The sequence below is a fragment of the Verrucomicrobiia bacterium genome (genome assembly GCA_035765895.1).
Lineage (GTDB): Bacteria > Verrucomicrobiota > Verrucomicrobiia > Limisphaerales > DSYF01 > DSYF01.
Map to the genome: position 1 here is coordinate 13,632 of DASTWL010000004.1, position 24,746 is coordinate 38,377.

Annotated in this window: 14 protein-coding genes; 4 read left to right on the top strand and 10 right to left on the bottom strand. The window is 62.3% G+C overall.

Annotated elements, in window-relative coordinates:
• Window positions 1-140: 140 nt before the first annotated feature.
• Window positions 141-2,513: an alpha-L-arabinofuranosidase C-terminal domain-containing protein gene (locus VFV96_00605; protein HEU5068896.1), complete on the bottom strand. Its 2,373-nt coding sequence runs from the start codon at window positions 2,511-2,513 to the stop codon at window positions 141-143.
• Between the two features lie 64 nt (window positions 2,514-2,577).
• Entirely contained in the window at window positions 2,578-4,089 is a 1,512-nt protein-coding gene (gene araA / locus VFV96_00610) for an L-arabinose isomerase (protein ID HEU5068897.1), read from the bottom strand.
• A gap of 286 nt (window positions 4,090-4,375) precedes the next feature.
• Between araA and VFV96_00615 the strand changes: the two genes are divergently transcribed.
• Entirely contained in the window at window positions 4,376-5,542 is a 1,167-nt protein-coding gene (locus tag VFV96_00615; protein ID HEU5068898.1) for an aldose epimerase family protein, read from the top strand.
• Window positions 5,543-5,560: 18 nt separating this feature from the next.
• Window positions 5,561-7,387 (top strand): sodium:solute symporter, encoded by a 1,827-nt coding sequence (locus VFV96_00620; GenBank protein ID HEU5068899.1) that lies wholly within the window; start codon window positions 5,561-5,563, stop codon window positions 7,385-7,387.
• A 121-nt stretch (window positions 7,388-7,508) separates the two neighbouring features.
• On the opposite strand, the gene VFV96_00625 is transcribed toward VFV96_00620, so the two are convergent.
• Window positions 7,509-8,681: an ROK family transcriptional regulator gene (locus VFV96_00625; protein HEU5068900.1), complete on the bottom strand. Its 1,173-nt coding sequence runs from the start codon at window positions 8,679-8,681 to the stop codon at window positions 7,509-7,511.
• 128 nt (window positions 8,682-8,809) lie between these two features.
• Complete coding sequence (locus tag VFV96_00630; GenBank protein ID HEU5068901.1) at window positions 8,810-9,580, bottom strand: AsmA family protein; 771 nt, start codon at window positions 9,578-9,580, stop codon at window positions 8,810-8,812.
• A 552-nt stretch (window positions 9,581-10,132) separates the two neighbouring features.
• On the opposite strand from VFV96_00630, the gene VFV96_00635 reads away from it, so the two are divergent.
• Window positions 10,133-10,687: a fibronectin type III domain-containing protein gene (locus VFV96_00635; protein HEU5068902.1), complete on the top strand. Its 555-nt coding sequence runs from the start codon at window positions 10,133-10,135 to the stop codon at window positions 10,685-10,687.
• 16 nt (window positions 10,688-10,703) lie between these two features.
• On the opposite strand, the gene rfbB is transcribed toward VFV96_00635, so the two are convergent.
• The 5 genes from rfbB to lhgO form a co-directional block, all read right to left on the bottom strand.
• On the bottom strand, window positions 10,704-11,729 hold the full coding sequence (gene rfbB / locus VFV96_00640) for a dTDP-glucose 4,6-dehydratase (protein ID HEU5068903.1): 1,026 nt from the start codon (window positions 11,727-11,729) through the stop codon (window positions 10,704-10,706).
• A 31-nt stretch (window positions 11,730-11,760) separates the two neighbouring features.
• On the bottom strand, window positions 11,761-12,642 hold the full coding sequence (rfbD, locus tag VFV96_00645) for a dTDP-4-dehydrorhamnose reductase (protein HEU5068904.1): 882 nt from the start codon (window positions 12,640-12,642) through the stop codon (window positions 11,761-11,763).
• Window positions 12,639-13,193, bottom strand: a complete 555-nt coding sequence (rfbC, locus tag VFV96_00650; protein ID HEU5068905.1) for a dTDP-4-dehydrorhamnose 3,5-epimerase — start codon at window positions 13,191-13,193, stop codon at window positions 12,639-12,641. Before rfbC ends, rfbD begins: the two co-directional genes overlap by 4 nt.
• A gap of 2 nt (window positions 13,194-13,195) precedes the next feature.
• On the bottom strand, window positions 13,196-14,080 hold the full coding sequence (gene rfbA, locus VFV96_00655) for a glucose-1-phosphate thymidylyltransferase RfbA (protein HEU5068906.1): 885 nt from the start codon (window positions 14,078-14,080) through the stop codon (window positions 13,196-13,198).
• 74 nt (window positions 14,081-14,154) lie between these two features.
• Window positions 14,155-15,366 (bottom strand): L-2-hydroxyglutarate oxidase, encoded by a 1,212-nt coding sequence (gene lhgO, locus VFV96_00660; GenBank protein ID HEU5068907.1) that lies wholly within the window; start codon window positions 15,364-15,366, stop codon window positions 14,155-14,157.
• Window positions 15,367-15,618: 252 nt separating this feature from the next.
• Here lhgO and VFV96_00665 point away from each other — a divergent pair, with 252 nt between their 5' ends.
• Window positions 15,619-24,030: a Calx-beta domain-containing protein gene (locus VFV96_00665; protein HEU5068908.1), complete on the top strand. Its 8,412-nt coding sequence runs from the start codon at window positions 15,619-15,621 to the stop codon at window positions 24,028-24,030.
• Window positions 24,031-24,252: 222 nt separating this feature from the next.
• Here the strand turns inward: VFV96_00665 and VFV96_00670 are convergent.
• Window positions 24,253-24,746 (bottom strand): SUMF1/EgtB/PvdO family nonheme iron enzyme (locus tag VFV96_00670; protein ID HEU5068909.1); only part of this gene is annotated, 494 nt, incomplete at its 5' end.

A 24,746-nucleotide genomic window follows, 5' to 3' on the forward strand; every position in this document is an offset into this window, starting at 1 on the left:
GCGTTTGGCTCAATCAATCATTCCGGTCCGCGAACCGTCGGCCCGCGTGCCCGGCTCAACAAACTCATTCTCTCACAATCCGAACCCGCCGCTCCGCCCGGGAGGAGCGAAGCGGCGGGCGCCGGAAACTTGGGTGACGCTCACTTGGCCGCCGGAAGGCGCAGCACGGTCAGTGAGTTGCCCGGGAAAACGCGGGTGAATGTGTTGCCCGTGATCGACAAGGGCTCGGTCTTGGGGGCCACGCGCTGCGGTTCGTCGAGCGAGTTTTCCGCCTTGGGATCGGCGTCGGTGAGCACGATGGCCTCCGCGTTGCCCGTGAGGTTGCGCGTCCCGTCGAGTTGGATCTGGGTTTCCGTCGGCGCGGACGAAGCGTTGACCACCTTGACGATGATTTCGCCCGTCCGTTCATCCCGCGTGGAACTGGCGAACAGGCCCCGGGTGGTCTGGCGCGGATTCTTGACGTCGTGAATCACGCGGCCATCCAGCGAACACTTCACACTCGTGCCGCGCACCTCGACCTTGATGTCATACCAGCGGCCGGTTTCGATGTGGCCGCGTTTGCCATCCACGGTCTCGTCGAGTTCGAGGGCGTTCTGGGTGTTGTCCCAGCCGCCGATGTTCCACCACACGCGGTCCTCGTCGTCGTTGATGTGGAACAGAATCAGGAAGCCTTCGCGGCCGGAAATTTTCCGGGCCTTGAGTTCGAGCGTGTAATCCGTCCAGGACTTGTCGCCGGCCAGGGCGCGGATGAATTCACTTTCCGCCGTCTGGCGCAGCGCGCCATCGGCCACGGTCCAGGCGCCCCCACCGAGCATTTTCCAGCCGTCGGCGTTCTTGGTGAAGTCCGAGGCGAACAGCACCTTGCCGTCCGGAGCGGTCACCTTGACGTCCTTGAACTCGGCCGCGGTGTTCCACGTGCCGACGCCGATGCAGCCAGTCGGCAGGGGCTCCTGCGCGGTGGCGGCCTCGACGTCGGTGGGCAGCGTCACGGTGCCGCGGTATTGGCTGAAGAGTTTTTGCACGTAGTAGCTGGGCAATCCATACCACCGCGAACTGTCAAAGTTGATCAGGTCGGGATTCCACTGGCGGTGGTTGATGTTGACGAACAGCGGGGCGTAGCAGGCCATGCTGACGATGTCGGAATTGCGCTCGATGCCGGTCATGAACGCGGCCTCGCCGATGGCCGCGCGCAGGTTGCCCTTGCCGCCGTTGCGGGTGACGGCGTATTCGCCGACGAAGACCTTCGGCCCTTTGCGGTCGTAGTCGTCGTAACGGTGCGCCTGCTGCATGAAGAACTCGGGCGTGTTGTAGTAGTGCTCGTCCACCAAGTCGGGCTTGGGCGTCGTGGGATAACCGCCCTGCCAGTGGTTGGCGACGAGCTTCATCTCCGGATGCTTGTCCTTGATGGCCTTCACGAACAGGGGCCAGCGCTCGTGGTAGGCCGCGCCGCCGTTTTCGTTGCCGATTTCCATGTATTGCAGATTGAACGGCGCGGGGTGGCCGTTTCGGGCGCGCAGGCCGCCCCAGACGGTGTTGGTGGGGCCGTTGGCATATTCAATCGCATCGAGCGCGTCCTGCACCCACTGGCCCATCCGGTCCATCGGAATGACTTCGCGGTGCGACATGCCGACGTTGATGTCGAACAACGGCGTGGCGCCGAGGTCCTCGGCCATTTGCAGGTATTCGTGAAACCCGAGCCCGTGCGTGGCGTAATAGCCCCAGATGTTCCAGAGCGGCGTGCGCACGTCGATGTCGCCGATGGTGTTTTTCCAGTGATACATGTGGGCCATGTCATCGCCTTCAACCCAGCAGCCGCCGGGAAAGCGGACGAATGACGGATGCAGATCATCCAGCGATTCGGCGAGGTCCGGGCGCAGGCCGTGGTTCTTCCACGTCTTGTCCGGCAGGAGTGACACCATGTCGAGGAAGAGCGTGCCCCGGCCATCGCATGTCAACTCCAGCATCGCCTTGGAATCCGTGTCCTGGGCACGGAGTTTCACGGTGTAATACTTCCATTCACCGGCGATCCCGCGGATTTCGCCCGTGGCAATTTCCCGGCCGCCGCTCAGCAATTTGACGTTCAGCGGCCCGTTGAACCCGTCCTCCGCGCGAGCGGCGAGCTTGAGCGTGTAGCTGTCGCCCTTGACGATGTTCATGCCCCAGTAACCCGCGTTGCTCAACCGCGCCTGGCCGTCGAGCTTGATCCGGAGGCTCCGGCGGTTGAACGGATTCAACGGCCGGCTGGAATCGATGGCCGCCTCGCTGCGGCCGCCGCTCACATTTTCGAACTTCCAGTATTCCGGCTGGTCGGCGTCCTCGAAGGAACGGTTGCGCACGAGTTCCGGGTAGATGCCGCCGTCGGCGGAGAGGTTGATGTCTTCGAAGAAAATGCCCCACAGGGTGGGCGAGATGGCGTGGCCGGGCCGGTCCACCTGCACGGTGATTTTGGCCGGCGCCGCCGCCAGCGCACCCGCGGCGAGCAGGGATCCAATGACGATAGCTTTCAGTTTCATACGCGTTGGGGATTGAGTTGCGAGTTCAGTTTGGAGCGCTCGGACAGGTCATTTGCCCGGCCGTTCAGGCCACGAAGCCGTGTTTCAAACCATGGGCGACCTCGTTCCATTCCAGCTCCTGCTTGAACTGGCGGACGCGGGTTTCGCGGTCAATCACGACGAGTTCGAGCCCGGCGATATTCGCGAAATCCTCGATCATTTCCGTGGTCACCGCCTGGCTGAAGCCCGTGTGATGCGCGCCGCCCGCGTAAATCCAGCACGCGCAGGCGTCCGCAAAATTCGGCCGGGGCACCCACACTGCGCGCGCCACCGGCAGCTTGGGCATGGCCTGCGGCGCCGCCACCACGTCCACTTCATTGACCAGCATGCGGAACCGGCTGCCGAGGTGCACCAGCGAGGCGTTCAAGCCGGGGCCCGCCGGCGTGTTGAACACGAGGCGCGCCGGATCCGCCTTGCCGCCGATGCCGAGCGGATGCACTTCGAGCGCGGCCCGGCCGTCGGCAATGCTGGGGCAGATTTCGAGCATGTGCGCGCCCAGCACGAGCTGGTTGTCCGGCTCCAAATGATAGGTGTAGTCCTCCATGAACGACGTGCCGCCCTTGAGCCCCAGCGCCATGACTTTCATCGCACGGACCAGGGCCGCCGTCTTCCAGTCGCCTTCGCCACCAAAACCGAAGCCGGCCGCCATCATGCGCTGCGAGCCAATGCCCGGCAGTTGCGCCAGGCCGTGCAAATCTTCAAACGTGTCGGTGTAGCCCTTGAAGCCGCCTTCGGTGAGGAAGTGCCGGATGCCGAGCTCGATGCGCGCCGCGGCGCGCACGGATTTGTGGCGCCGGCCGCCTTTGCGCAGGTCGGCCGTCATCGTGTAGGTGGCCTCGTATTCCTGGCAGAGCGCGTCCACTTCCTTTTCGGAAACGGCGTTCACGCGCTGGACGAGGTCGCCCACGCCGTGGGTGTTGACCGAAAAACCAAACTGCATCTGCGCGGAAACCTTGTCGCCTTCGGTCACGGCCACTTCGCGCATGTTGTCGCCGAAGCGGACGAACCGGGCGCCCTGCCAGTCGTGCCAGGCCGCCGCCGCCCGCGCCCACGCGCCGAGCCGCGCCTGCACGGCCGGATCCTGCCAGTAACCGACGACGACTTTGCGGTCCTTGCGCAGCCGGCTCCAGATGAAGCCGTGTTCGCGATCGCCGTGCGCGGCCTGATTGAGATTCATGAAATCCATGTCAATCGTGGCCCACGGAATGTCGCGATTGTGCTGGGTGTGCAGATGCGCCACCGGCTTGCGGAGCTGTTTGAGGCCGTTGATCCACATCTTGGACGGCGAGAACGTGTGGCACCAGGTGATGAGGCCGATGCAGTTGGGCGCGTTGTTGGCGGCCTGGCACACGGCGGTGACATCGTCAGGCGACGTCATGACGGACTTGAAGACGACCTTGACCGGAATGGCGCGGGCGGCATTGAGCGCCTGAGCCACTTCACGCGAGTGCACGGCGACTTGTTTGAGGGCCTGGGGACCGTAGAGGTGCTGACTTCCGGTCACGAACCACACTTCGAGCTGCTTGAGTTTGAGCATAGATCTTAAAAGATTTGGCACGCCAATCAGGGTGCGGGGCTGGCGTGAAAAGTCAGCATGACGGCAAACCGGGCAGGCGTCGAGATATTTCTTGCGTTAGTTAAGTAATGCAGGTAACAGTGCGCCCATCAGCGCATTTTTTCAGCCCGGTCGGCGACGCACCCCGACGTCCGCGCGATGGAGGCTGGATTTGTGGCGCTCGTTACGATAAGGAGTCGGGTGACTCCAATGGCGGCTGCGACTGACGCACTCGCGTTTCAACCTATAAAAGCGACGACCAACAAACATGAAGACACATTTGCCAAGAAAGTCTGTCCCGCTCCTGTTCAGCGCCGGTCTGGGCCTCGCCCTGCTGGCCGGATGCGCCTCTCACAAGTGCTGTTGCAGCACTGGCGCAGATGCCATCACCAAGGCGCCGTTCGGCACGGCGGACGGGCAGGAGGTGGACCTCTACACCTTGAGCAACAAGCGGGGCGCCGTGGCCACCATCATGAACTACGGCGGCATCGTCACTTCGCTGAAGGTGCCGGACGAGAACGGCAACCTGGTGGACGTCGTGCTGGGCTATGACAATCTCGACGGCTACCTGACCAACAGCCCCTATTTCGGCGCACTGATTGGCCGCTACGGCAACCGCATCGCGAAGGGGAAGTTCACCCTCGACGGCGTGGCCTACAGCCTCGCGACGAACAATTACCCGAACGCGCTGCACGGCGGCGTCAAGGGCTTCGACAAGCGCGTCTGGACCGCCACCCCCATGGAAACCAAGGACGGCCCGGCCTTGAAGCTCACTTATCACAGCGCGGACATGGAGGAAGGGTATCCCGGCAACCTGAACGTGACCGCCGTTTACACGTTGACGGACGACAATGCGCTCAAGCTCGTCTTCACCGCCACCACGGACAAGGACACCATCGTCAACCTGACGCATCACTCGTATTGGAATCTGAGCGGCCGCGGGGACATTTTGGACCACCTCGTTTACATCAACGCGGACAAGTTCACGCCGGTCGATGCCACACTGATTCCCACCGGCGAACTGCGTCCGGTCCAAGGCACGCCGTTCGACTTCACCAAGCCCACGGCCATCGGCGCCCGCATCAACGCCGATGACCCGCAGATCAAATATGGCCCGGGCTACGACCACAACTGGGTGGTCAACCAGAAGAAGCCCGGCCAGCTCACGCTGGACGCCCGCGTGACCAGCCCCGACAGCGGCATCACCATGGAGGTTTATTCCACCGAGCCGTGCCTGCAGTTTTATGCCGGCAACTTCCTCGACGGCACCATCACCGGCAAAGGCGGGCGCGTTTACAATTTCCGCAACGCCTTCTGCATGGAGCCACAGCACGCGCCGGATTCACCGAACGAGCCAAGCTGGCCGTCGGTCGTGCTCAAGCCCGGCCAGACGTATCACAACACCATCATCTACAAGTTCACGGCCCGGAAATAACCCCAAACCTGAAACCTCATGAATAGCTTCCTCATGCCCATGCTGGCGGTCGGTCAGTCCCAAGCCACCCTCACCGGGCTGGATTGGGCGGCGATCGCCGCCTATTTTGGCATCCTCCTCTGTGTTGCGTGGTGGGTGGTCAGCAAGAACAGGGATACGGCCGCTGATTACTTCCTCGCCGGGCGCAACCTGGGGTGGTGGGTCATCGGCGCATCCATCTTTGCGTCCAACATCGGCTCCGAGCACATCGTTGGCCTCGCCGGATCCGGCGCGAAAAACGGGGTGGCGCTCGCCCATTACGAACTGCATGCCTGGTGTCTCCTCGTGCTCGCCTGGGTGTTTGTGCCGTTCTACGCCCGCTCGATGGTTTTCACGATGCCGGAGTTCCTGGAGAAACGATTCTCCACCAAATCCCGTTACGTCCTCTCCATCGTTTCAATCGTGACGTTCATCGTCTCGAAAATCGCGGTCGGAATTTTTGCCGGCGGCGTCGTATTTGGCACTCTCTTGCCGGAAGTGCATATCGGCAACATTGGTAGCTTCTGGATTGGTTCCATCTCCGTCATCCTGCTCACCGGTATCTACACGATGATCGGTGGTATGCGCGCCGTGGCATATACGGATGCCGTTCAGGTGATCGTGCTCATCGGTGGCTCGGCGCTGCTCACCTTCTACGGTTTGAGCACTCTTGGCGGTGGTGAAGGCATTTCCCACGGCTGGAGTGAAATGCGCAGGCTTTGCGGTTCAGACATGCTCAACCTTTGGAAACCGCTCGTTCCCGCCGGTCAGCTTTCAACCTGGTCCCCGGTAATTGATAAGGATGCCGCCGGAAATATTGTGAAGCAGGCCTGGTATTTCAACAGCAACTTCCCCTGGCTCGGCATGGCCATCTGTGCGCCGGTTATCGGTCTCTGGTATTGGTGCACCGACCAATATATCGTTCAACGCGCACTCGGCGCTCCGAACCAAAAGGTCGCCCGCGAAGGCAGCATCTTTGCCGCATTCCTGAAGTTGTTCCCCGTTTATTTGTTCATCATCCCCGGCCTGATTTGCTATGCGCTGGTTAAAAGCGGCACGGTTCCCACTCTCACGGCGGCGTTTAATGATCCCACGGGCGAAGGGTCGCAAGGTGCCTTTCCCATGATGGTGAAGTATCTCTTGCCAGCCGGATTGCGCGGGATTGTGGTGGCGGGCCTGCTTTCCGCGTTGATGGGATCGCTCGCCGGTGTGTTCAATGCCTGCTCGACCCTCTTCACGGTGGACATCTATGAAAAACTCCGCCCGAAAGCGTCGCAAAGCGAAATCGTCCGCATGGGCCGTATTGCCACGGCAATTATGATCGCCATCGCGATTGCCTGGCTGCCGGTCGTAAAGGGCGCCAAGGGCCTTTACGATTATCTGCAATCGGTCCAAGGCTACCTGGCGCCGCCTATTTTTGTGGTGTTCTTTTTCGGCGTGTTCTGGAAGCGGCTTAATGCGAAAGGTTGTTTGTGGTCCATGATCATCGGTTTCGTCGTCGGCATGTTCCGCATGCTGGTGGATACGCCGGTAACCATGTCTCAGGGGAAGTTTACTTATGCGGAAGGCTCGTTCCTCTGGATTATTAACAACATCAACTTCCAGTATTTCAGCATTCTCATCACCATCATTTCGGCCATCGTCATGGTGGTGGTCAGCTACCTGACCCCGCCGCCGGATGAAGCCCAAATCAGGGGCCTGACCTTTGCCACCGCCACGGCCGAGGACAAGGCTGCAACCCGAGCAAGCTGGGATTGGAAGGATGTCACAGCGTCCTGCATCATCATGGTGTGCATCACCTTTGCCTACCTTTATTTCCGAGGTTAATCATTTAGCCGCATCACCCCCGCAGCTCACTGCTGCGGGGGTGTTTTTTTTGCAACGGCAGCCGGGCGGGCGGGCGGCATGCTGTTGACTCACCGCTGCGCCCGCCCTTGGCGCCCCTTGTTCAAGCGGTGGCAAACTTGCGCCGGCCATCGGCCGGCACCAACAAACGGTCCACACCCGCCGCAACCAGCCCGGCGATGCGGCGATGGGGCGCGCCTTCGCACACCACCTCACCAAATCGGCCCCACAGCGAACCCTGGCGGATGCCATCGGCCAGATGCTCGAGCACGCGCGGCGGCATTTCAGCCAGACTGCCCGTCACAACCACGCGCCGAATGCCGAGCACGTTTAGCGCACCCGCAATGACGCTCGCCGCCGCATCGAGGCTTTCCGCCAGCCACGGACGGATGCCCTGGGTTTGCACATGCTCGAGCAACGCAGCCCATTCCTCGGGCTGGCCGCGGTTGGCCTCGACGAAGCTGCGCAAGAGCCCCGCGCGCGAGAGCTTGGTTTCCAGGCAGCCCGTGGCGCCGCAACCGCACTGGCGATGGTTGCCCGGAATGGGCGTGTGACCGAACTCGCTGTTCAAGGGGAGCGGACTGTGAAACAACCGGCCACCCTCGATGATTGCGCCGCCGACGCCGTGCCCAAAATCCACGAGCAAAAAATTCTGACTCTGAGAGCCGCCATAAAGATGCCCCAGCGCGGCAGCCCGGTTTTCCTGCACCAAAATCACCGGCACGTCCCACACCTGGCTGATCAGCGCGGCGAGGTCGGCCTTTTCGGTCCAGTGCAGATTGGGCGAAAAAATCACGCGGCCGGCCTTTTCGTCCACGATGCCCGGCGTGCTCACGAGCACGCCCCACAGGTCGTCGGCGGTCAGCTTGCGCGCCACTGCATGGGCCTGCCGCAGCCAGCCGTGGGCGGAGTCCGTGGTGGGACGCGTCAAATCCCAACGGTCCTGCACCGGAGCCCCCACGGGCACGAGCGCGAAGCTCGTTTCCACCACATCGAATTGAATCGCCAGAAACCGTGGCTGGGTGGCGTCCAGATGCACCATGCGGCCCGGCCGGCCCGCACGGTCGCGCGGCGCACCGTTGTCCTCCACTTCCCGGGCCACCCCCAGTTCGATCAGTTCATCAATGATTTTGCCACAGGTGGGCTGGCTGATGCCGGCGGCTTTGGCGAGCTGCGCGCGCGACGCGGCGCCGGTGCGCATCAACAGCCACAACAACGTCCGCTCATTGCTGCGGCGTAAGGAAGAAGGGAGCGCCCGTGTTTTGGTGTCCACCATGGAAAAGCCTTTGCTAACCGGCAGGATAGTTTTTCGTCCCCGGGGGCAAAGCACAATTTTGCCCGTGAAATCCAATAAAAAAACGCCGCGAGCGAACCCGCGGCGTTTTGGGGAAAGGCGATTTCGGGCTACTTCTTTTTGAAAATATCCGTGACGCTCTTCAACGTCTTGCTGGCCTCGCCCGCCGCCTTCCCGGCCGTGTCACCGGCAGTGCCCAATGCCTCTTTGCCCAGCTTGCCCACCTCTTCGGCCAGAACAGGAGCAATCTTGCCGGTCAATTCGGACATCACGCGTTTGATGAGGTCGCCCGCCGTGATCCCGTCTGGTCCGGTGCCCAGATCGGTCAGCTTGATGTCGGGAATCACCAGCGGAATGGTTTTCCCGCCCAAACCCGGCGGCGCGTAATTGACCTTCGCGCCGGTGAGGATGAATTCATCGACCTCCAGCTTCTTGGACGGCTGGCTGGCGGCGGTCGCATTGGTCGTCGTGCTGCTGCCGCCGGTCGCGGCTTCCACGTTGTCCAGAATCTTGGTCAGGTTGTTGTTCTTCGGCCCGCCCTCAATGGTGATTTCAGGCGACTCCACCACGATGGACTTGATCACGATTTTGTCCGACAGCAACGAGCCGGGCTGGAGGGAAAGGCTCGCACTGCCGAGCTTGATGGCGGTGGGCGCCTTGTAGCCGGCGGGATTGCCGACTTCCAAACCCTTGATTTTACCGCCGCCGCTCAGCAATGAAACCGAAACGCTGTCGAGCTTGATGGATACCTGGGTCAGTTTTGGCCCAAACGTCTCCACGCCCTTTTTGATGCCACTATCGAGGAACAGGCCGATGGCCACCACGGCGACCACCAGCAGCACCACGATCACCACGACAATTCGAAGAAGCCACTTTTTCATGAGCGACAAATAAACCCGAACCCCGCTTCAAGCCAGCAGTTTTCACCATAACGCCAAACCACGCTCGGCAGCGCAACGCCAGCGCGAACCGCATAGCGCCTGGCCGCACGGCAAAAGATACGCTCAGCTTTTTTACGGCCTGGCTGCGGCCGGCTAATACTTTTGCGAACTTCTTGCACACCGCCCCTGGCGCAACTCCTTGGGTCTGACCGAGAAGTTGACCAACTGCCCGCCAGACGCCGGTAGCGTGGCAATTGTCACCAGGAATCGACACTTGCACACCGGTGCTTCAACCGTATTTTTACGGAGCTTTTCCGGAGGATTCTCTGGGCACGGAGTTTCTTCGGATAGGCACCATAATCATGACCACGACGACAAAACAACCGTCAGCCTGCGGCCGCACGCGCCTTGACCGGCTCGGGCAGCCGTCCGGGTCGGTTGTCGTCCCGGTCACCAAGATTTTTCACCCTTTCCCGGTCTTGACCACGTTCGGACGCATTGCGAATCCAGCCGCGTTGGTGCCAGGCGAAGGTTACCAACACAACGGACGCAATGATGACTAGCCAACGGAACCGCGCCACCTCCTTCCGGCTGTTGATCGGCCTCACCTTGGGCCTCGCGGCGGTGATGCTGTCTCCCTGCGCCCGGGCGGAAAAGTCACTGACGCTCGCGTGGAACCCCAGCCCGGACGTGGGCGTGACCGGCTACTATCTTTATACGCGCGAGGAAAATGCTCTCACGCCCACGAAGACAGACATCGGCCTCAACACCCAGGCCAGCGTCTCGGGGCTCAAGGAAGGTTTGAAATACACGTTCACCGTGACGGCGTATAACGCGTTCGGCTTGGAAAGCGCGCCCTCGAACGAAGCGGTATTTACCGTGCCGGTTCCCTTGCAACTGCGGTCACCAACCTCGCCCACGAGCGCCCGCTCCGTCCGCTTTCCGGCGGCCCCAGGGCGGTGGTATGAATTACAAGCCTCAACCGATCTCCAAACGTGGAACACCATCTGGCAGACCGGCGTGGCCAACACCTATTCGTGGGTGGAGTTCCAAGATCTCCAAAGCCCGAAGTTCCAAAGCCGCTTCTACCGGCTGAAAGTCCACTGACCGCGCCTCGGCCGCGTTACGCGTGGGAACGCAAAACGGCCTGCACCCATTCCTGGTGGCCGAGATACCATTTCACCGTTTCGCGGATGCCGCGCTCGAACGTGTAGGCGGGTGACCAGCCGAGATCGCGCTGCAGCTTCGCGGAATCAATGGCGTAACGACGGTCGTGCCCCGGACGGTCCTTCACAAACGTGATCAACTGGCGCGAATCGCCGCCCAGTTGCGGCGCCAGTTCGTCCACCAGGTCGCAAATCAGCTCCACGATGCGAAGGTTGGGCCATTCGTTGTTGCCGCCGATGTTGTAGGTGTCGCCATTCTTGCCCGCGGTCAACACCCGCCACAGCGCGGCGGCATGATCCTCAACATAAAGCCAGTCGCGCACGTTCATGCCATCGCCGTAAACGGGAATGTTCTTCCGCGTCAGTGCGCTCTGAATGACAACGGGGATGAGCTTCTCCGGAAACTGGTAGGGCCCGTAGTTGTTGGAGCAATTTGTGATGACGGCCGGCAATCCGTAGGTGTGATGGTAGGCACGCACCAGCATGTCGCTGGAGGCCTTGCTGGCGGAATACGGCGAATTGGGTGCGTAAGGCGTCGTCTCGGTGAAGTAGCCGGTTGCCCCCAGCGAGCCATAAACTTCGTCGGTCGAAACGTGATGGAACCGCACGTCCGAACTGCCGGCCCGGGCAGGCAGCCAGGCTTCCCGACACGCCTCCAGCAAATGGAACGTGCCCACGATGTTGGTGTGAATGAAATCTCCCGGCCCCGTGATGGAACGGTCCACGTGGCTTTCCGCGGCCAGGTGCAGCACGTGCGTGATCTGGTGGCGCTGCACGACGTCGCGCACCGCCGCCTTGTCCCGCAGATCCACCCGCTCAAAGCGGTAGCGCGGATGCTGCGTGAAATCCGCCAGGTTCTCCAGCCGGCCGGCGTAGGTCAGGCAGTCCAGGTTGACCAGCACGGTGATTTCCGGCCGGTCAATGATGTGGCGGATCAAATTCGAGCCGATGAAACCGGCGCCGCCCGTGACAAGTAGGTTCATGCAATGATCAAAAGTTCAACGTCCCGCCCATTCAGCAAGATTCGAGCGCCAACTGCAACGCTGCATCCCAGTCTGGCAGACGAATTCCAAACGTCTGCTGCAACAGCGCGCAGTCCAGCACGGAGTTCGCCGGCCGTTTCGCGGGGGTTGGATATTCCGTGGTGGGAATGGCCATCACCTCGCGGGCCCGCCGTTGTTCCGCCGGCATGAGTTCGACAATGCGGCTGGCAAAGCCGTGCCACGTTGTCTCCCCCGCACAGGCGAGATGATACGTCCCGCCCGCGCCTTCCCAGCGCGGGCTGGTCAGCAGCCCATGCGCGATGGGGGCCACCGCTTCGGCAATCGCCCGTGCCCACGTCGGCGTGCCGCGCTGGTCATTGACCACCTTGAGCGCGTCGCGTTCGCGGGCCAGCCGTTGCATCGTGAGCAGAAAATTCCGCCCCCGCGTTGCATACACCCAGCAGAGGCGAAAAATCAAATGTCGTTCGCCGGCCGCGCGCACCGCCAGTTCGCCTTCCAGCTTCGACTGGCCGTAAACGTTGAGCGGGTTGGTCGGGTTGGACTCGAAATACGGACCCTGCTTGGTGCCGTCGAAAACGTAATCGGTTGAAAAATGAATCATCCACGCCCCGGCTTGACGCGCGGCCTCCGCCAGCACGCCGGGCGCCACGCCGTTGATCTGATGCGCCAGCTCCGGCTCGGATTCGGCGCGGTCCACCGCCGTATAGGCCGCGGTGTTGATGACCAGCGCCGGTTTCAGTTCCGCCACCAGACTGGTCAGCACGTCCGCATCCGCGAGGTCCGCCTCCTCACGGCCCACGACCTTCAGGCTCCCCAACGGGGCGAGCGCGCGGCGCAATTCCCAGCCGACCTGGCCGTTCTTCCCGATCAGCAAAATGCGCGGCGCGTTCATGAGCAGGTGAACAATTCCGCCGGCGCAAACTCACGGAGCCGTTTGCCGCGCGTGTCCTTGGGCGACAACACCGGATCCGGCACGGGCCAGGGAATGGCCAGTTCAGGATCATTCCAGAGCAACGTGTGCTCGTGCGCCGCCGCGTAAAAGTCGGTGCACTTGTAATGAAAAAGGACCGTTTCGCTCACGACCTGAAAGCCATGCGCAAAGCCGGGCGGCACAAAAACCTGCCGTTTGTTCTCGCGGCTCAACTGAAACGCCTCCCACTGCCCGAACGTCGGCGAGTCACGGCGGAGGTCCACCACCACGTCGTAAACTTCACCCTGCAACACGGTGATGAGCTTGCCCTGCGCCGCCGGGTTCTGGAAATGCAGTCCGCGCAAGATGCCGCGCCGGGAAAAAGACACGTTGTCCTGCACAAAGGGTGTGGTCCCGAGCCATTCTATGTAGCGGCGGGTGTTCCACAGCTCCATGAAGTAACCCCGCTCGTCGCCGAAGACGTCGGTTTCAAAGACGCACACGCCGGCCAGTTGGGAAGGGATTTGCTTCATCGTCACATTGCGGCCCGGCCCTGCCTGGCTTCGAGCACCACTTCGGCCAGATAATCGCGGTATTCGCACTTGGGCAGTTCCACGACCAGCGATTCAAGCTGGGCAAGCGAGATGGCGCCGCGTCGGAAGGCGGCTTCCTCAGGGCAGCCGAGCTTGATGCCGGTGCGCCGCTCAATCGTTTGCACGTAGGCCGAGGCTTCGTGGAGGCTGCTGCTGGTTCCGGCGTCAAGCCACGCGAAGCCGCGCGGGAGCCGGTGCACGTTCAAGCGGCCGCGCCGGAGATACTCGACGTTTACATCGGTGATTTCGAGTTCGCCGCGCGCGCTGGGCTTCAGGTTGTTGGCGATGGCCACCACTTCGTTGTCGAAGAGATACAGGCCCGGCACCGCGTAATTGCTCTTGGGCTGCTTGGGTTTTTCCTCGATCGACAACGCCCGCCCTTCGGCGTCGAATTCCACCACGCCGTAACGTTCGGGGTCGTTGACGTGGTAGCCGAAAATGACTGCTCCGTCGTTGAAGCCGGCGAAGGCCTTTTGAAAGACTTCCGATCCGGAGAAAATATTGTCGCCCAGAATCAGGGTCACCGGATCCTTGCCGATGAAGGACTCCGCAATGCGGAAGGCCATGGCAATGCCGTTGGGCTTCTCCTGCTCGCGGTATTCGATGTGCAGTCCCCAACGGCTGCCGTCACTCAGCAGTTGCCGGAAGCGCGGCAGGTCATGAGGCGTCGAAATCAGGCAAATTTCGCGCACGCCGCCCTCGACGAGCGTCGCCAGCGGATAATACACCATCGGCTTGTCGTAAACCGGCTGGAGCTGTTTGCTGGCCACCAGCGTCAAAGGATACAAGCGCGAGCCTGCGCCACCGGCGAGAATGATGCCTTTCATGTTGGTGCGTGGATGCTAATGGAACGAAACGGGCCAGGGCAATTCCTTCCGCATGGCAACCCGCGCCGGGCACATCAAACGGGGACCGTCGTGCGGGTCCTCAGTGACGGCAATTTCGCGGCGATCGTCCGCCCAATCTCCAAAGAAGCCGTGGCCGCCGGCGAGGGTGCATTGCAGACGTGGATGGCGTTCCGTTCCTCGACGAAAAGGAAATCATCGACCAACCCACCATCCGGCTGCAAGGCCTGGGCCCGCACGCCCGCGTGGGTTGGCACCACGTCGGCTTCCCGCACTTCGGGGATGAGCTGCTGCAGGCTGCGCACGAACTGCGCCTTGCTGAAGGAGCGGCGCATTTCCATCCAGCCCTCGTCCCAATTTTTCCGGGCCAGCTTCCAGAAGCCGCCGTAGGTGAGCGTTTCCCAGGAGTCGCGCAGGGAGACATCCGTCTTGTGATAGCCCTCCCGCTTGAAGGCGAGCACGGCGTTCGGGCCGGCATGCACCGAGCCATCGATCATGCGCGTAAAGTGGACGCCCAAGAACGGAAACGCCGGATTCGGCACCGGATAGATCAAGGTTTTCACCAAGTGCCGCCGCTCCGGCACCAGTTCGTAATACTCACCCCGGAACGGCACAATCCGCGCCTGCGTGCGCACCCGCGCCAGCCGCGCCACCCGGTCGCTGTGCAGCCCGGCGCAATTGATGAGAAAGCGCGCCTCGAAGTCCCCACGGCTGGTCTGGATCCGGTGACTTGGTGCTGACGATGTGACGCGGGCGACCCGGGTTCCCAGTTCAATTTGCCCGCCGCGGGCGCGGACCAATGCGGCCAACTTCGCGCACACCGCCCGGTAGTCCACGATGCCGGTCGTGGGCACTTTAAGACCCGCGAGACACCGGACATGGGGTTCCGTTTCACGGACTTCATCGGCGGTCAGCCGCCGGACCGGCAATTCATTTTCCAAACCGCGTTGAAACAATTTCTCGAGCTGGGGTAGTTCCGCCTCGCGCGTGGCGACGATCACCTTGCCGCACACATCGTGGCGGATGCCCTGCGCGCGGCAAAATTCCACCATGCTGCGGGAGCCGGCCCGGGCGAACTTCGCCTTGAAACTGCCGGGCTTGTAATAAATCCCCGAGTGAATGACGCCGCTGTTCCGGCCGGTTTGATGTTGCGCCAGTTCAGACTCCTTCTCCAACAAGATGAGGCGCAAACCCGGCTGGCGCTCCAAGAGACTGTGGGCCGTCGCCAGCCCGACGATGCCACCGCCAATGATGAGACAATCGTGCATGGATAAATTTTGGTGCCGTTACGCCGCCTTGATCCGCAAGTCCATTGTAGGGACGGCTAAAATTGGATGGCAATTTGAAAAGCGTTGCTGATGGAGCTGAAATGCACCGGTGAATGCACGGGAGCCATCCTGCTCGTCGGCAAAGAAACCCCGCCCTGAAATCCGGGCGGCGTGTTTGACTCGACCTTCCGTTGAGACGGTCCGGGGTTTTCCGGATTGCTTGAATTTCCCGGCCGCGAGTAGTCTTTCCCCATGCCTTCCAAGATGCACTCCGGTGCGTTTCTTCCGTTCCTTCTGCTGTTCACATTGGCGCTCAGCCACGCCGAGGGGCAAACCTCCAACGCCGACCTGACATTGTCCTTCAGCAACTCGCCCCCGATGGTCAGTCTGGGGCAGTATTTCACGGTGACCGTCGCGGTTTTTAACAACGGCCTCGACCCGGCGGCCAATGTGGTCGTGTCCAACTGGCTGCCGGCCAATGCCACCTTCGTCGGTGCCGTGGCGAGTCAGGGCAGCGTGACCCAAGCTGCGGGCGTGGTCGCCTGGACCCTGGGTTCGCTGGCCTATAATCGTGGCGCAGCGCTGACGATTGAATTGCAGGCCAGCCAGCTGGGCAGCTTGACCAATTTCGCCCAGGTCAGCGCCGCCACGCCGGATTCTGTTTCAACCAACAACCAGGCCACGTTTGTCACTGGTGTAACCGCCGCCCGGTTTTATGGGGTTGGCCGCACGCACGTGGGTTACAACACGCCCACGCTAACGTTGATGACAAACAACCAGGTGCTGGTCGTGGGCCAGCATCTGGGTTACACCGCCGACCTTTACAATGTTTCCACGCGCTCGTTTGTGCTGCCCCTTGGCAGCACGGTAGGAGCACATGAAAATGGTTCGGCAACGTTGTTGAAGGATGGCACCGTGCTCGTGGCCGGCGGTCTCAATGCCACCGGCGCGAAAACGGCTGAGATTTACAACCCCGTCACGCAGCTCTTCCATCAGGTAGGCGACATGCTGAAATATAGCGCCGGTCATACCGCGACGCTGCAACCGGACGGCACCGTGCTGTTTTGTGGCGGCTCGCTGACGACCAACGAACTCTACACGCCGGCGTCGCAGAGTTTCAGCTTTGCGCCCAGCCTGTCCTGCCCGTTTGACGGCATCCTGCTCCCCACGGGCAAGTATCTCTACTTTGGCTACGGGCGCGCCTACCTCTACGACCCGGCCACGGGAAACTCGGTCGAAACGAGCGGCTTTCTCCAACCGCGGGCATATCACACGGCCACGCTGCTGCCCAATGGCAAGGTGCTGATTGCCGGCGGACAAGGCACGTGGGGCGCCACCTACAACACGCTGGCCAGTGCGGAACTCTACGATCCGTTGACGGACACCTTCACCTGGACCGCCAATCTGAACAGCACGCGGCGGTTTCACTCGGCGCGCCTCCTGCCGGACGGCACCGTGCTGCTGGCCGGCGGCGATTCCCCGCAAAGCTATCCGAACTCGCTGACTACGGCGGGAATCTACGACCCCAATGGCGCCCCCGGCGTTCCCGGAGTGCTAGTGCACGATGCGAGCGTGCTTGAGGGTAATGCCGGCACGAATTATCTGAGCTTCGCCATCTCGTTGACCAGCACCTCGGCATTTCCCGTAACCGTCCAATACGCCAGCGTCGATGGCACCGGCAAAACCTACCAATGGGGCGGCGGTATCCCTGACTACCTCGCCGTGACCGGTGCGGTGACCTTTCCGCCCGGGACCACCAATCTGACCGTGCAGGTGCCGGTGCTGGGCGACACGGTGTTGGAGCCCGACGAAACGCTGTTCCTGAACCTGAGCGCGCCCGAGCAGGCTTGGCTGGCGCGCGCCAGCGCCACCGGCACGATTCTGAATGACGACACGCCGCCCGAGCTGACGCTGAGTCCGGTCGCGCTGGTCGAAGGCGACTCGGGCTTGTCGAACGCCGTCTTCGCGGTCCAGCTCTCGTCACCCTGCCTCAGCACGGTCACCGTGGATTATTTTACCAGCGACGAGACCGGGCAGGCAGGGACGGATTACCTGGCGACCAGCGGCACGCTCACCATCAGTCCCGGCACCACGAACCTGACACTCGCCGTGCCGGTGATCGGCGACCTGATCGCCGAGCCGGATGAAACCTTCCGGCTCAATCTGACCAACGCACAGAACGCCGTCATCGCGACCGGCAGCGCGGTCGGCACCATTCTCAACGACGATGGTCTGGCCGGAAAACTGCACCACTTCGACTGGGCGGCGATTCCGAGCCCGCAGACGCAGACCATTGATTTTCCAGTCACCCTCACCGCCCGCGATGCGTTTGGCGGACTCGTCACAAACGTGCCCTGGCCGGTGCAGTTTTCGGCGCGCACCACCAACGTGCTGGCCACCAATCTGGATTTCGAACAACCGAATCTCGCGGGCTGGGTGCCGTTCAACAACACCTCCGATCCGGGACGCAAATTTCAACAGGCGCTCTACGACGTCGCGGGGCTTGGCCAGCCTTCGACCGCCTTCCGCACCATCGCGGGCGGCGGCACGAATGGCATCGCGCAAGGGGTCTGGCTCGCAGGCGGCCTGACCTACACATTTTCCGTGAACGTGGTGCAAAGCATGGAGGGCTATGACATGTCCTGTCTCGGCGCGGCCATCTATTTGCAGGTCGGCTCAACCAATGTCTCGTGGGGCGTGGGGGGCGGTTTTTGCACCGGTGCCATTGTCCGTCACACACTCAGCCTCGCCTTCACCGCCCCCACCAACGGGCTTTACCCGCTGCAACTGTTCGTCAGCCGGGACTACCTTTTTGGCGACGCCGTGGCCGTCTATGCCGATGACGTGCACATCGGCTTCCCGCTGCTCACCCCAACGGTCGCCACCAACTTCACCAACGGCGTCTGGTCTGGCTCCCTTGCCGCCCTGCAATCGGCGTCCAACGTGGTGCTGGTGGCCGATGATCATGCGGGACACATCGGCAGCAGCAATCCCTTCAATATCACCTCGGCCATCGATCTGGGGTTGAGCGGCACGGCGCAAGTCCTGGGCGCACCGCCGCTGCGCACCGGGATGCTGCTTGGGTTCAACCTCCTGGCCACCAACCACGGTCCAGCGCTGACCACCAGCGCCCTGGTGCAATACGCGTTGCCCACGAATGTCAGCTTCGTCACGGCCACCAACAGTCAGGGTGCCGTCACGAATCCGGCCGGCGTCGTGCAATGGACCATCGGCACTCTCCCGGCCGGCGCCACCGCCACCGCCAGCCTGGTGGTGCGGGCGGACGTCCCGGGACTCGTGACCAACGTCTTCACGCTGAACAACGAATTCTTGGAGCTGAACCCGGCCGACAACACGCTCCAGTTGACGAATGCCATTCTGCCGCCGCTGCTCGCCATTGCCCCGGCCAGCGGCACGGAAGCCGTCGCGGCCAGCACGGGTCTGGTGTTCAACGTCAGCCTGTCCGGGCCGAGCGGCCAGCCGATCGCCGTGGACTATTTCACGAGCGATGGCAGCGCAACCAACGGCGTGGATTACCTCGGCACGAATGGCACGGTCCTGTTCCCGTCCGGCGTCACCAACGCCGCGATCCAGGTGTTCCCGATCGACAACATTCTGGATCAGCCCAACCGCATCTTCACCGTGACACTGACCAACCCGGTCAACGCCGACCTCAGCGTCACGAATGCCACCGGCACGATTCAGGACGACGATCCGCCGCCGGTGGTTTGGATCGCGGACACGTCGCTGTTGGAGGGGGACGCGGGCACAAAAAACGCCATCTTTCCCCTCACCCTGTCGAAGCCGGCCGTTTACGACGTGGTGGTCACGTATCTCACCCAGGACGGCACCGCCACGGCCACCAATGATTACGTGGCCACGCCGCGCAATGGCAGCACCGTCACGATTCCAGCAGGAACGACGAATGCCGCCATCCTGGTGCCGGTGAACGGCAACACGGTCAACGAACCGGATGAAACCTTCCTCGTCCGCCTGACCGCGGCCGCGAATGCCACACTGGGAACGAACCTCGCCACCGGCACCATCCTCAACGACGACGCCGTGCCCGGCCGGTTGGATCACTTCGTCTTCAGTCCCGTGCCTTCACCGCAATACACGAACCGGCCGTTCCTGCTCACGGTCAAGGCGGTGGATTATCTCGGCAACCCGGCGAGTTTCAGCGGCTCCGCCCTGCTCACCGCCCAGAGCGACGCGTTTTTCACCCCGTGGCTGGCCGACGATTTTGAGGACGGGGATTTGCCGGGCTGGACCAACAATTATCCCGCGCTCCTGTCGGTTTCCAATGTCAATGACACGGCGGCCACCGGCGCACGCAGCGTGCGGCTCACGGGGCGCGCTTCCCTGCCCGCGTCCGTTTACGGGCTGCGCCAAGCTATCAGCAATTGTTTCCCCACCGACCTCTCGTTCCGGGTGCGCGCCGCGCAAACCACCGCCAATTGCGGCCGCTTCGACGCCGTCGCCAACGGCAGCACCGTGGTGGACTTTTACCTGAACAGCAAGGGGCTGATGGGTCTCGCCGCCGGCAACAAGCAACCGTCCTTTCCCTACGAATCAAACCGCTGGTATCGGGTGGACTTGAAGCTGAACTGGAACACCCGCCGGGTGGACTGCCGGATCGACGGCGCGCTCGTGGTGACGAATGTCGAATTCCCGAGCTATCCGTATTCGGGGCTGAACACCCTGGTGCTGCAGAACACCGACCCGGCCACTTCGTGGTTTGACGACATCCATTGGGACGAGTTCGACCACACCAACCTGCTCGTGTTCCCCAGCAACCTCACGAGCTTTGTCAACGGAGCGTGGAGCAACACGGTCAGCGTCGCCCTGCCGGCCACCAACAGTTACTTCACCATTGCGGACGCCAGTGAGCACGTCGGCCAGAGCGGCTTCTTTGATGTGCTCCGTCCCGGGCTGCGCCTGGACATCCCGACGGCGCTCACGGAGGGCGACCAGTCGGTGACCGGCCGGGTCAGCATCCCGTTTGCGCTCACCCAACCCCTGACCGTCACGTTCACTTCAAGCGTCCCAGCCCAGGTGACCGTGACGCCGAGCGTGGTGATTCCCGCTGGCCAGACCAATGCCGCGCTCGTGCTCAACGTTTTGGATGACGCGCTCCTCAACGGCCCTCGTTGGATTGCCCTCACGGCCCGCGCCACAAACTACGTCGATGGCGCCGTCACGTTGCTCGTCCAGGACAATGAATCCGCCGCCCTGAACCTCACTCTGCCAGGCACGGCCGCCGAAACAGCGGGCACGCTCGTCAACGCGGGGCACCTTTTCGCCAGCGCGCCACCGACCGAAACCCTCATGGTCAATCTCGTTTCGAGCGATCCCGCGTCGGTCACGGTGCCATCGTCCGTGGCCCTTTACGCCGGCACAACGTCCGCCGTGTTCAACGTCACGCTCGTGGACAATCAAAAAATCGACGGCCCGCGCGAGGTGAATATCACGGCTTCTTTGAGCAACTGGAGCCCCGCAACCAATGCCATCGAGGTGACCGACAACGAAGACACCTACCTGCGTCTCGCCGGTCCGGGACAGTTGAGCGAAGGAAGCGGGCCCGTGCTTTACTCGGTGAATCTTTCCGGAACGCTGGCCAGCAATCTCACGGTGACTCTGAAATCAAGCGATGCGAGCCGCCTCGCGGTGCCCGCCTCCGCCACGATTCCCGCCGGACAAACTTCCGGCTATTTTCTGGCCGGCGTGGTGGATGACACCAACTACAACGGCTCCGAAACGATTGCGGTGAGCGCCGCCGCTTCCGGCTTCACGAGCGCTTCGACCAACGTGCTCCTGCTGGACAACGAAGTGCATCACTTTGCGTTTGCGTCAATTCCCAGTCCGCAAACCAGCAGTGTTCCGTTCAGTGTCACCGTTTCGGCACGCGATGCTTTTGGCGGACCGATTACGGCTTACAACGGCCCCGTCAGTTTGACCACGCTGGGCAGCGGCGGGCCGATCCTTTTCCAGCCGACCAACGTGGTGCTCAGTGCGGGACAATGGACCGGCAACGTCACACTCTTCACCGCAGAACCGCTCGTGCATTTGCAGGCCGACGATGGCGGCGGCGTTTCCGGCTCGAGCGCGGCTTTCGCGGTCGTGCCGCCGAACGTGTATTTGCTGAACCTCGCGGCAGCCGATCTGGTTTACAGCCCCATCTCCCAACGGCTGTGGGCGCTCGTCAGCAGCAATGGAACGCTCGTGCCCATTGATCCAATCCTGGACCAGGCTGAACCCGGCGTGCCCATTGGCAACGCCGGCTTCGTGCAGCTTGCCACGTCCGGCGACGGCCTTTACGTGCATGCCGCCAACAATGGCACGAACGGCTGGGCCCAGGCGCAACCGGGCGCGGGGATTTATCGTTTCAACACGCTCACACGCTCCCTCGACCTGATGTGGACCAATCAGGGTTACTCCGTGCTGGACGTCGAGGCCATGCCCGGGAATTCGGCCACCGTCGCCGTCTCCTGGTATGAACCCGGCTACAGTCCCTACGAACGGGGCGTGTATGTTTACGACAACGGCGTAGCGCGCACCAACGGCGGCGGCGGAGACAGCATCGAGTGGGGCGAATCACCCACGCGGCTCTACGGCAATCTGCTTTCGTTGAGCCCTTCCAGTTTCTATGTGATGGATGTGGACGCCTCGGGACTGACCACCAAAAAGAGTTATTCCCCCTCGATCATCGGTGCGCAATTTGCCGCCGCGGGCGGCTTCGTTTTTGCCGGCGGCGGCGTGGCGGATCCCGAGCGCGGGATTCCCGTGGGCGGCACGGGCGGCGGTTCGGTTGCGGGTAGTTCGGCCGCCGGACGCTTCTGGCAATTTCAAGCCAACCCCGGACGTCTCACCGCCTTCGATCTGGCCACGCTGCTGCCCATCGGTTCCACCCTGATGCCGGGAGTCAGCAACACGTCCGGCAAACTCATTCCGTGGGGCACGAACGGCCTCGCCTTCCGCGCGAACAATGCCACTCAAGTCGCGATTGCGCGCACCCGCTTTGTCCCGGCCGGTGCGCCCGCAGATCTGGCCCTCGGCGTCGCCACCGTCGGATTACCGGCGCTCGTGACCAACAACTTCAGTTGCATACTGACCGTTTCCAACGCCGGGCTGAACACGGCCACCAACGTGGTGCTGGCCCAAACATTACCCAGCAACGCGCGTCTCGATGCCGTCACGACCAGCAGCGGCACGTGGACGCAATCCACGGGCGGCCTGGTCTGCTGGCTGGGCCAGCTCTCCGGTGGCGCCAGCGCCGTGGTGAATTTGTCCTTTGTCGGAACCAATGCCGGCCTCGCCCTGCTCCGCGCCAGCGTCACCAGCGACTCGCCCGATCCCACCCGCACCAACAACGTCGCTTCGCTGCCCGTTTCCGTCGGTCGCATGCCCGGCCGTGACACCGTCACCGAAATTCGTCAGGTCACCAGTGACATTGCCTGGAACGCCGCCGCCCATCAGTTGTTTGCCAGCATCCCCAACGCGCAGCGGGATCTGGGCAATTCGCTCGTGAGTTTCGACCCTTTGGCGGGAGTATATTATGCGCCCATCCCCACGGACACCGAGCCGGACAAACTCACCGTGGCTGCGAACGGCCAGTATGTGTATGCCGGTTTGGATGCGGACAGCAGTATTCAGCGCATCGACGTCAACAGCCGCGTCGCGGACCTGAAATTCCCGACCGGCTTCGGCAACGTCAATGACATCGCGGTGCTGCCGGATGATCCCCACGCGGTCGTGGCCACCGTGCACACGACGCTCGTAGTGTATGATGACGGCGTGCCGCGGGCGAACCTCGTCGGCCCAACGGAATACAACCAGCCGTATTTCCTGGCACTGCCCTCGTCAACAACCTGCTATTCCACGTATCCGACCGGCTTTCGGCGCATCGGCATTGACGCCAATGGGGCGACGCTGCTTTCCGATACCCGTGACACGGTCGTGACTTACTCGGACTGGGAAATCAAATACGGCGCTGGTCGCCTGTTTACCCCGGGCGGCCGCGTCTTTGATCCCGCGGCCGGCACCAACATCGCCACGGTTCCCTATAGCGGCCTGGTGATTCCGGATGAGAGCGACGCGCGCGTCTTCTACCTCGGCGGCGGCGGCTCAACCTGGACACTGTCCGCGCTCAACATCACCAATCTCTCACTTGCGGGCTCGCTCACCATCACGAATGTGTCCGGCTCCCCCACGCGATTGATCCGTTGGGGCACGGACGGCCTCGCCTTCCGCACCACCGGCGGACAAATTTTCCTCATCCGCACCACGCTGGCTGACGACCGCGACCAGGATGGGCTCGCCGACACGTGGGAGCTGGGGTATTTCGGATCCATCAATGCGCCCGGCAGCGGCGCGAACGACGATCCCGACCAGGATGGCTTTACGAACCTGCAGGAAGAACACGCCGGAACCAACCCGCTCGTGCGCGATGTCGTCACCCTGCTCAATGGCCAGCGCACGCCCGACGGTGGCATGCAGTTCGATTTTAACGGCCCGCCCGGATTCACCTGCCGCATCGAATGCTCCACCAATCTGACGGACTGGATCCCGATCACGAATTTTACGAGTTCGAGTGGGTTGATCCCGATCCAGGACTCCATCGATCCGAACGCCGGCCAGAAGTTTTACCGGGCAGTTGTTTATTGACCGATCGGTAAGGGCGGGATCGCACAGCTTGAAGGTGTGCCCAACGCGGTTAAGAGAAGTTTGCCCGGCACCCGCCGACAGCGGGGGGGATGCAGCCCGCCCTTTCCGTTGGCGACGCCACCGATTGGCAAGCCGCGCCGCCCAAAAGTTTGCATTTGAGTCGCCGAACAGTCGCCCCTTCAACCGGGCGAGCAATTCGGAAGAAACCCAGAAGCTGACCTATTACGGAACCGGCAGAACCGTCCGAAATCCGCGATCGGGCGCGGCGCTGCTGCGCGACGCGGCCCGTCGATAGGCCACACGGCAGTTGAAGGAATCACTTCCGTAGGCACCGCCACGCACCAAGCGGGCGGCGTCATCCGCCAGCATGCCAAGCGGCCCGCGGGTGTCGTCGTCGGAGGCAGCAGCTTGTGAATACCACGTGCTGTCATATTTGTCCCAACACCACTCCGCGACGTTGCCCGTGGTGCCAGAAAGCCCATAGCCATTGGCGGGGAAATAGTTTACGGGTGCCGTGTAAGGCACCACTCCGTCGTTGAAGTTGGTGTTGAAACCCCGTGTTGCGCTCACGTCGTAGGCATAGGCAGTCGTGCTGTAATAATTGGCGCGCTCATGGGAAATGGTGTCGGTATCCGCCCAGGAAAAACGCCGCCCCATAATGCCCGCTCGGGCCGCCTTTTCCCACTCCGCTTCCGTCGGCAAACGATAGCCAGCGT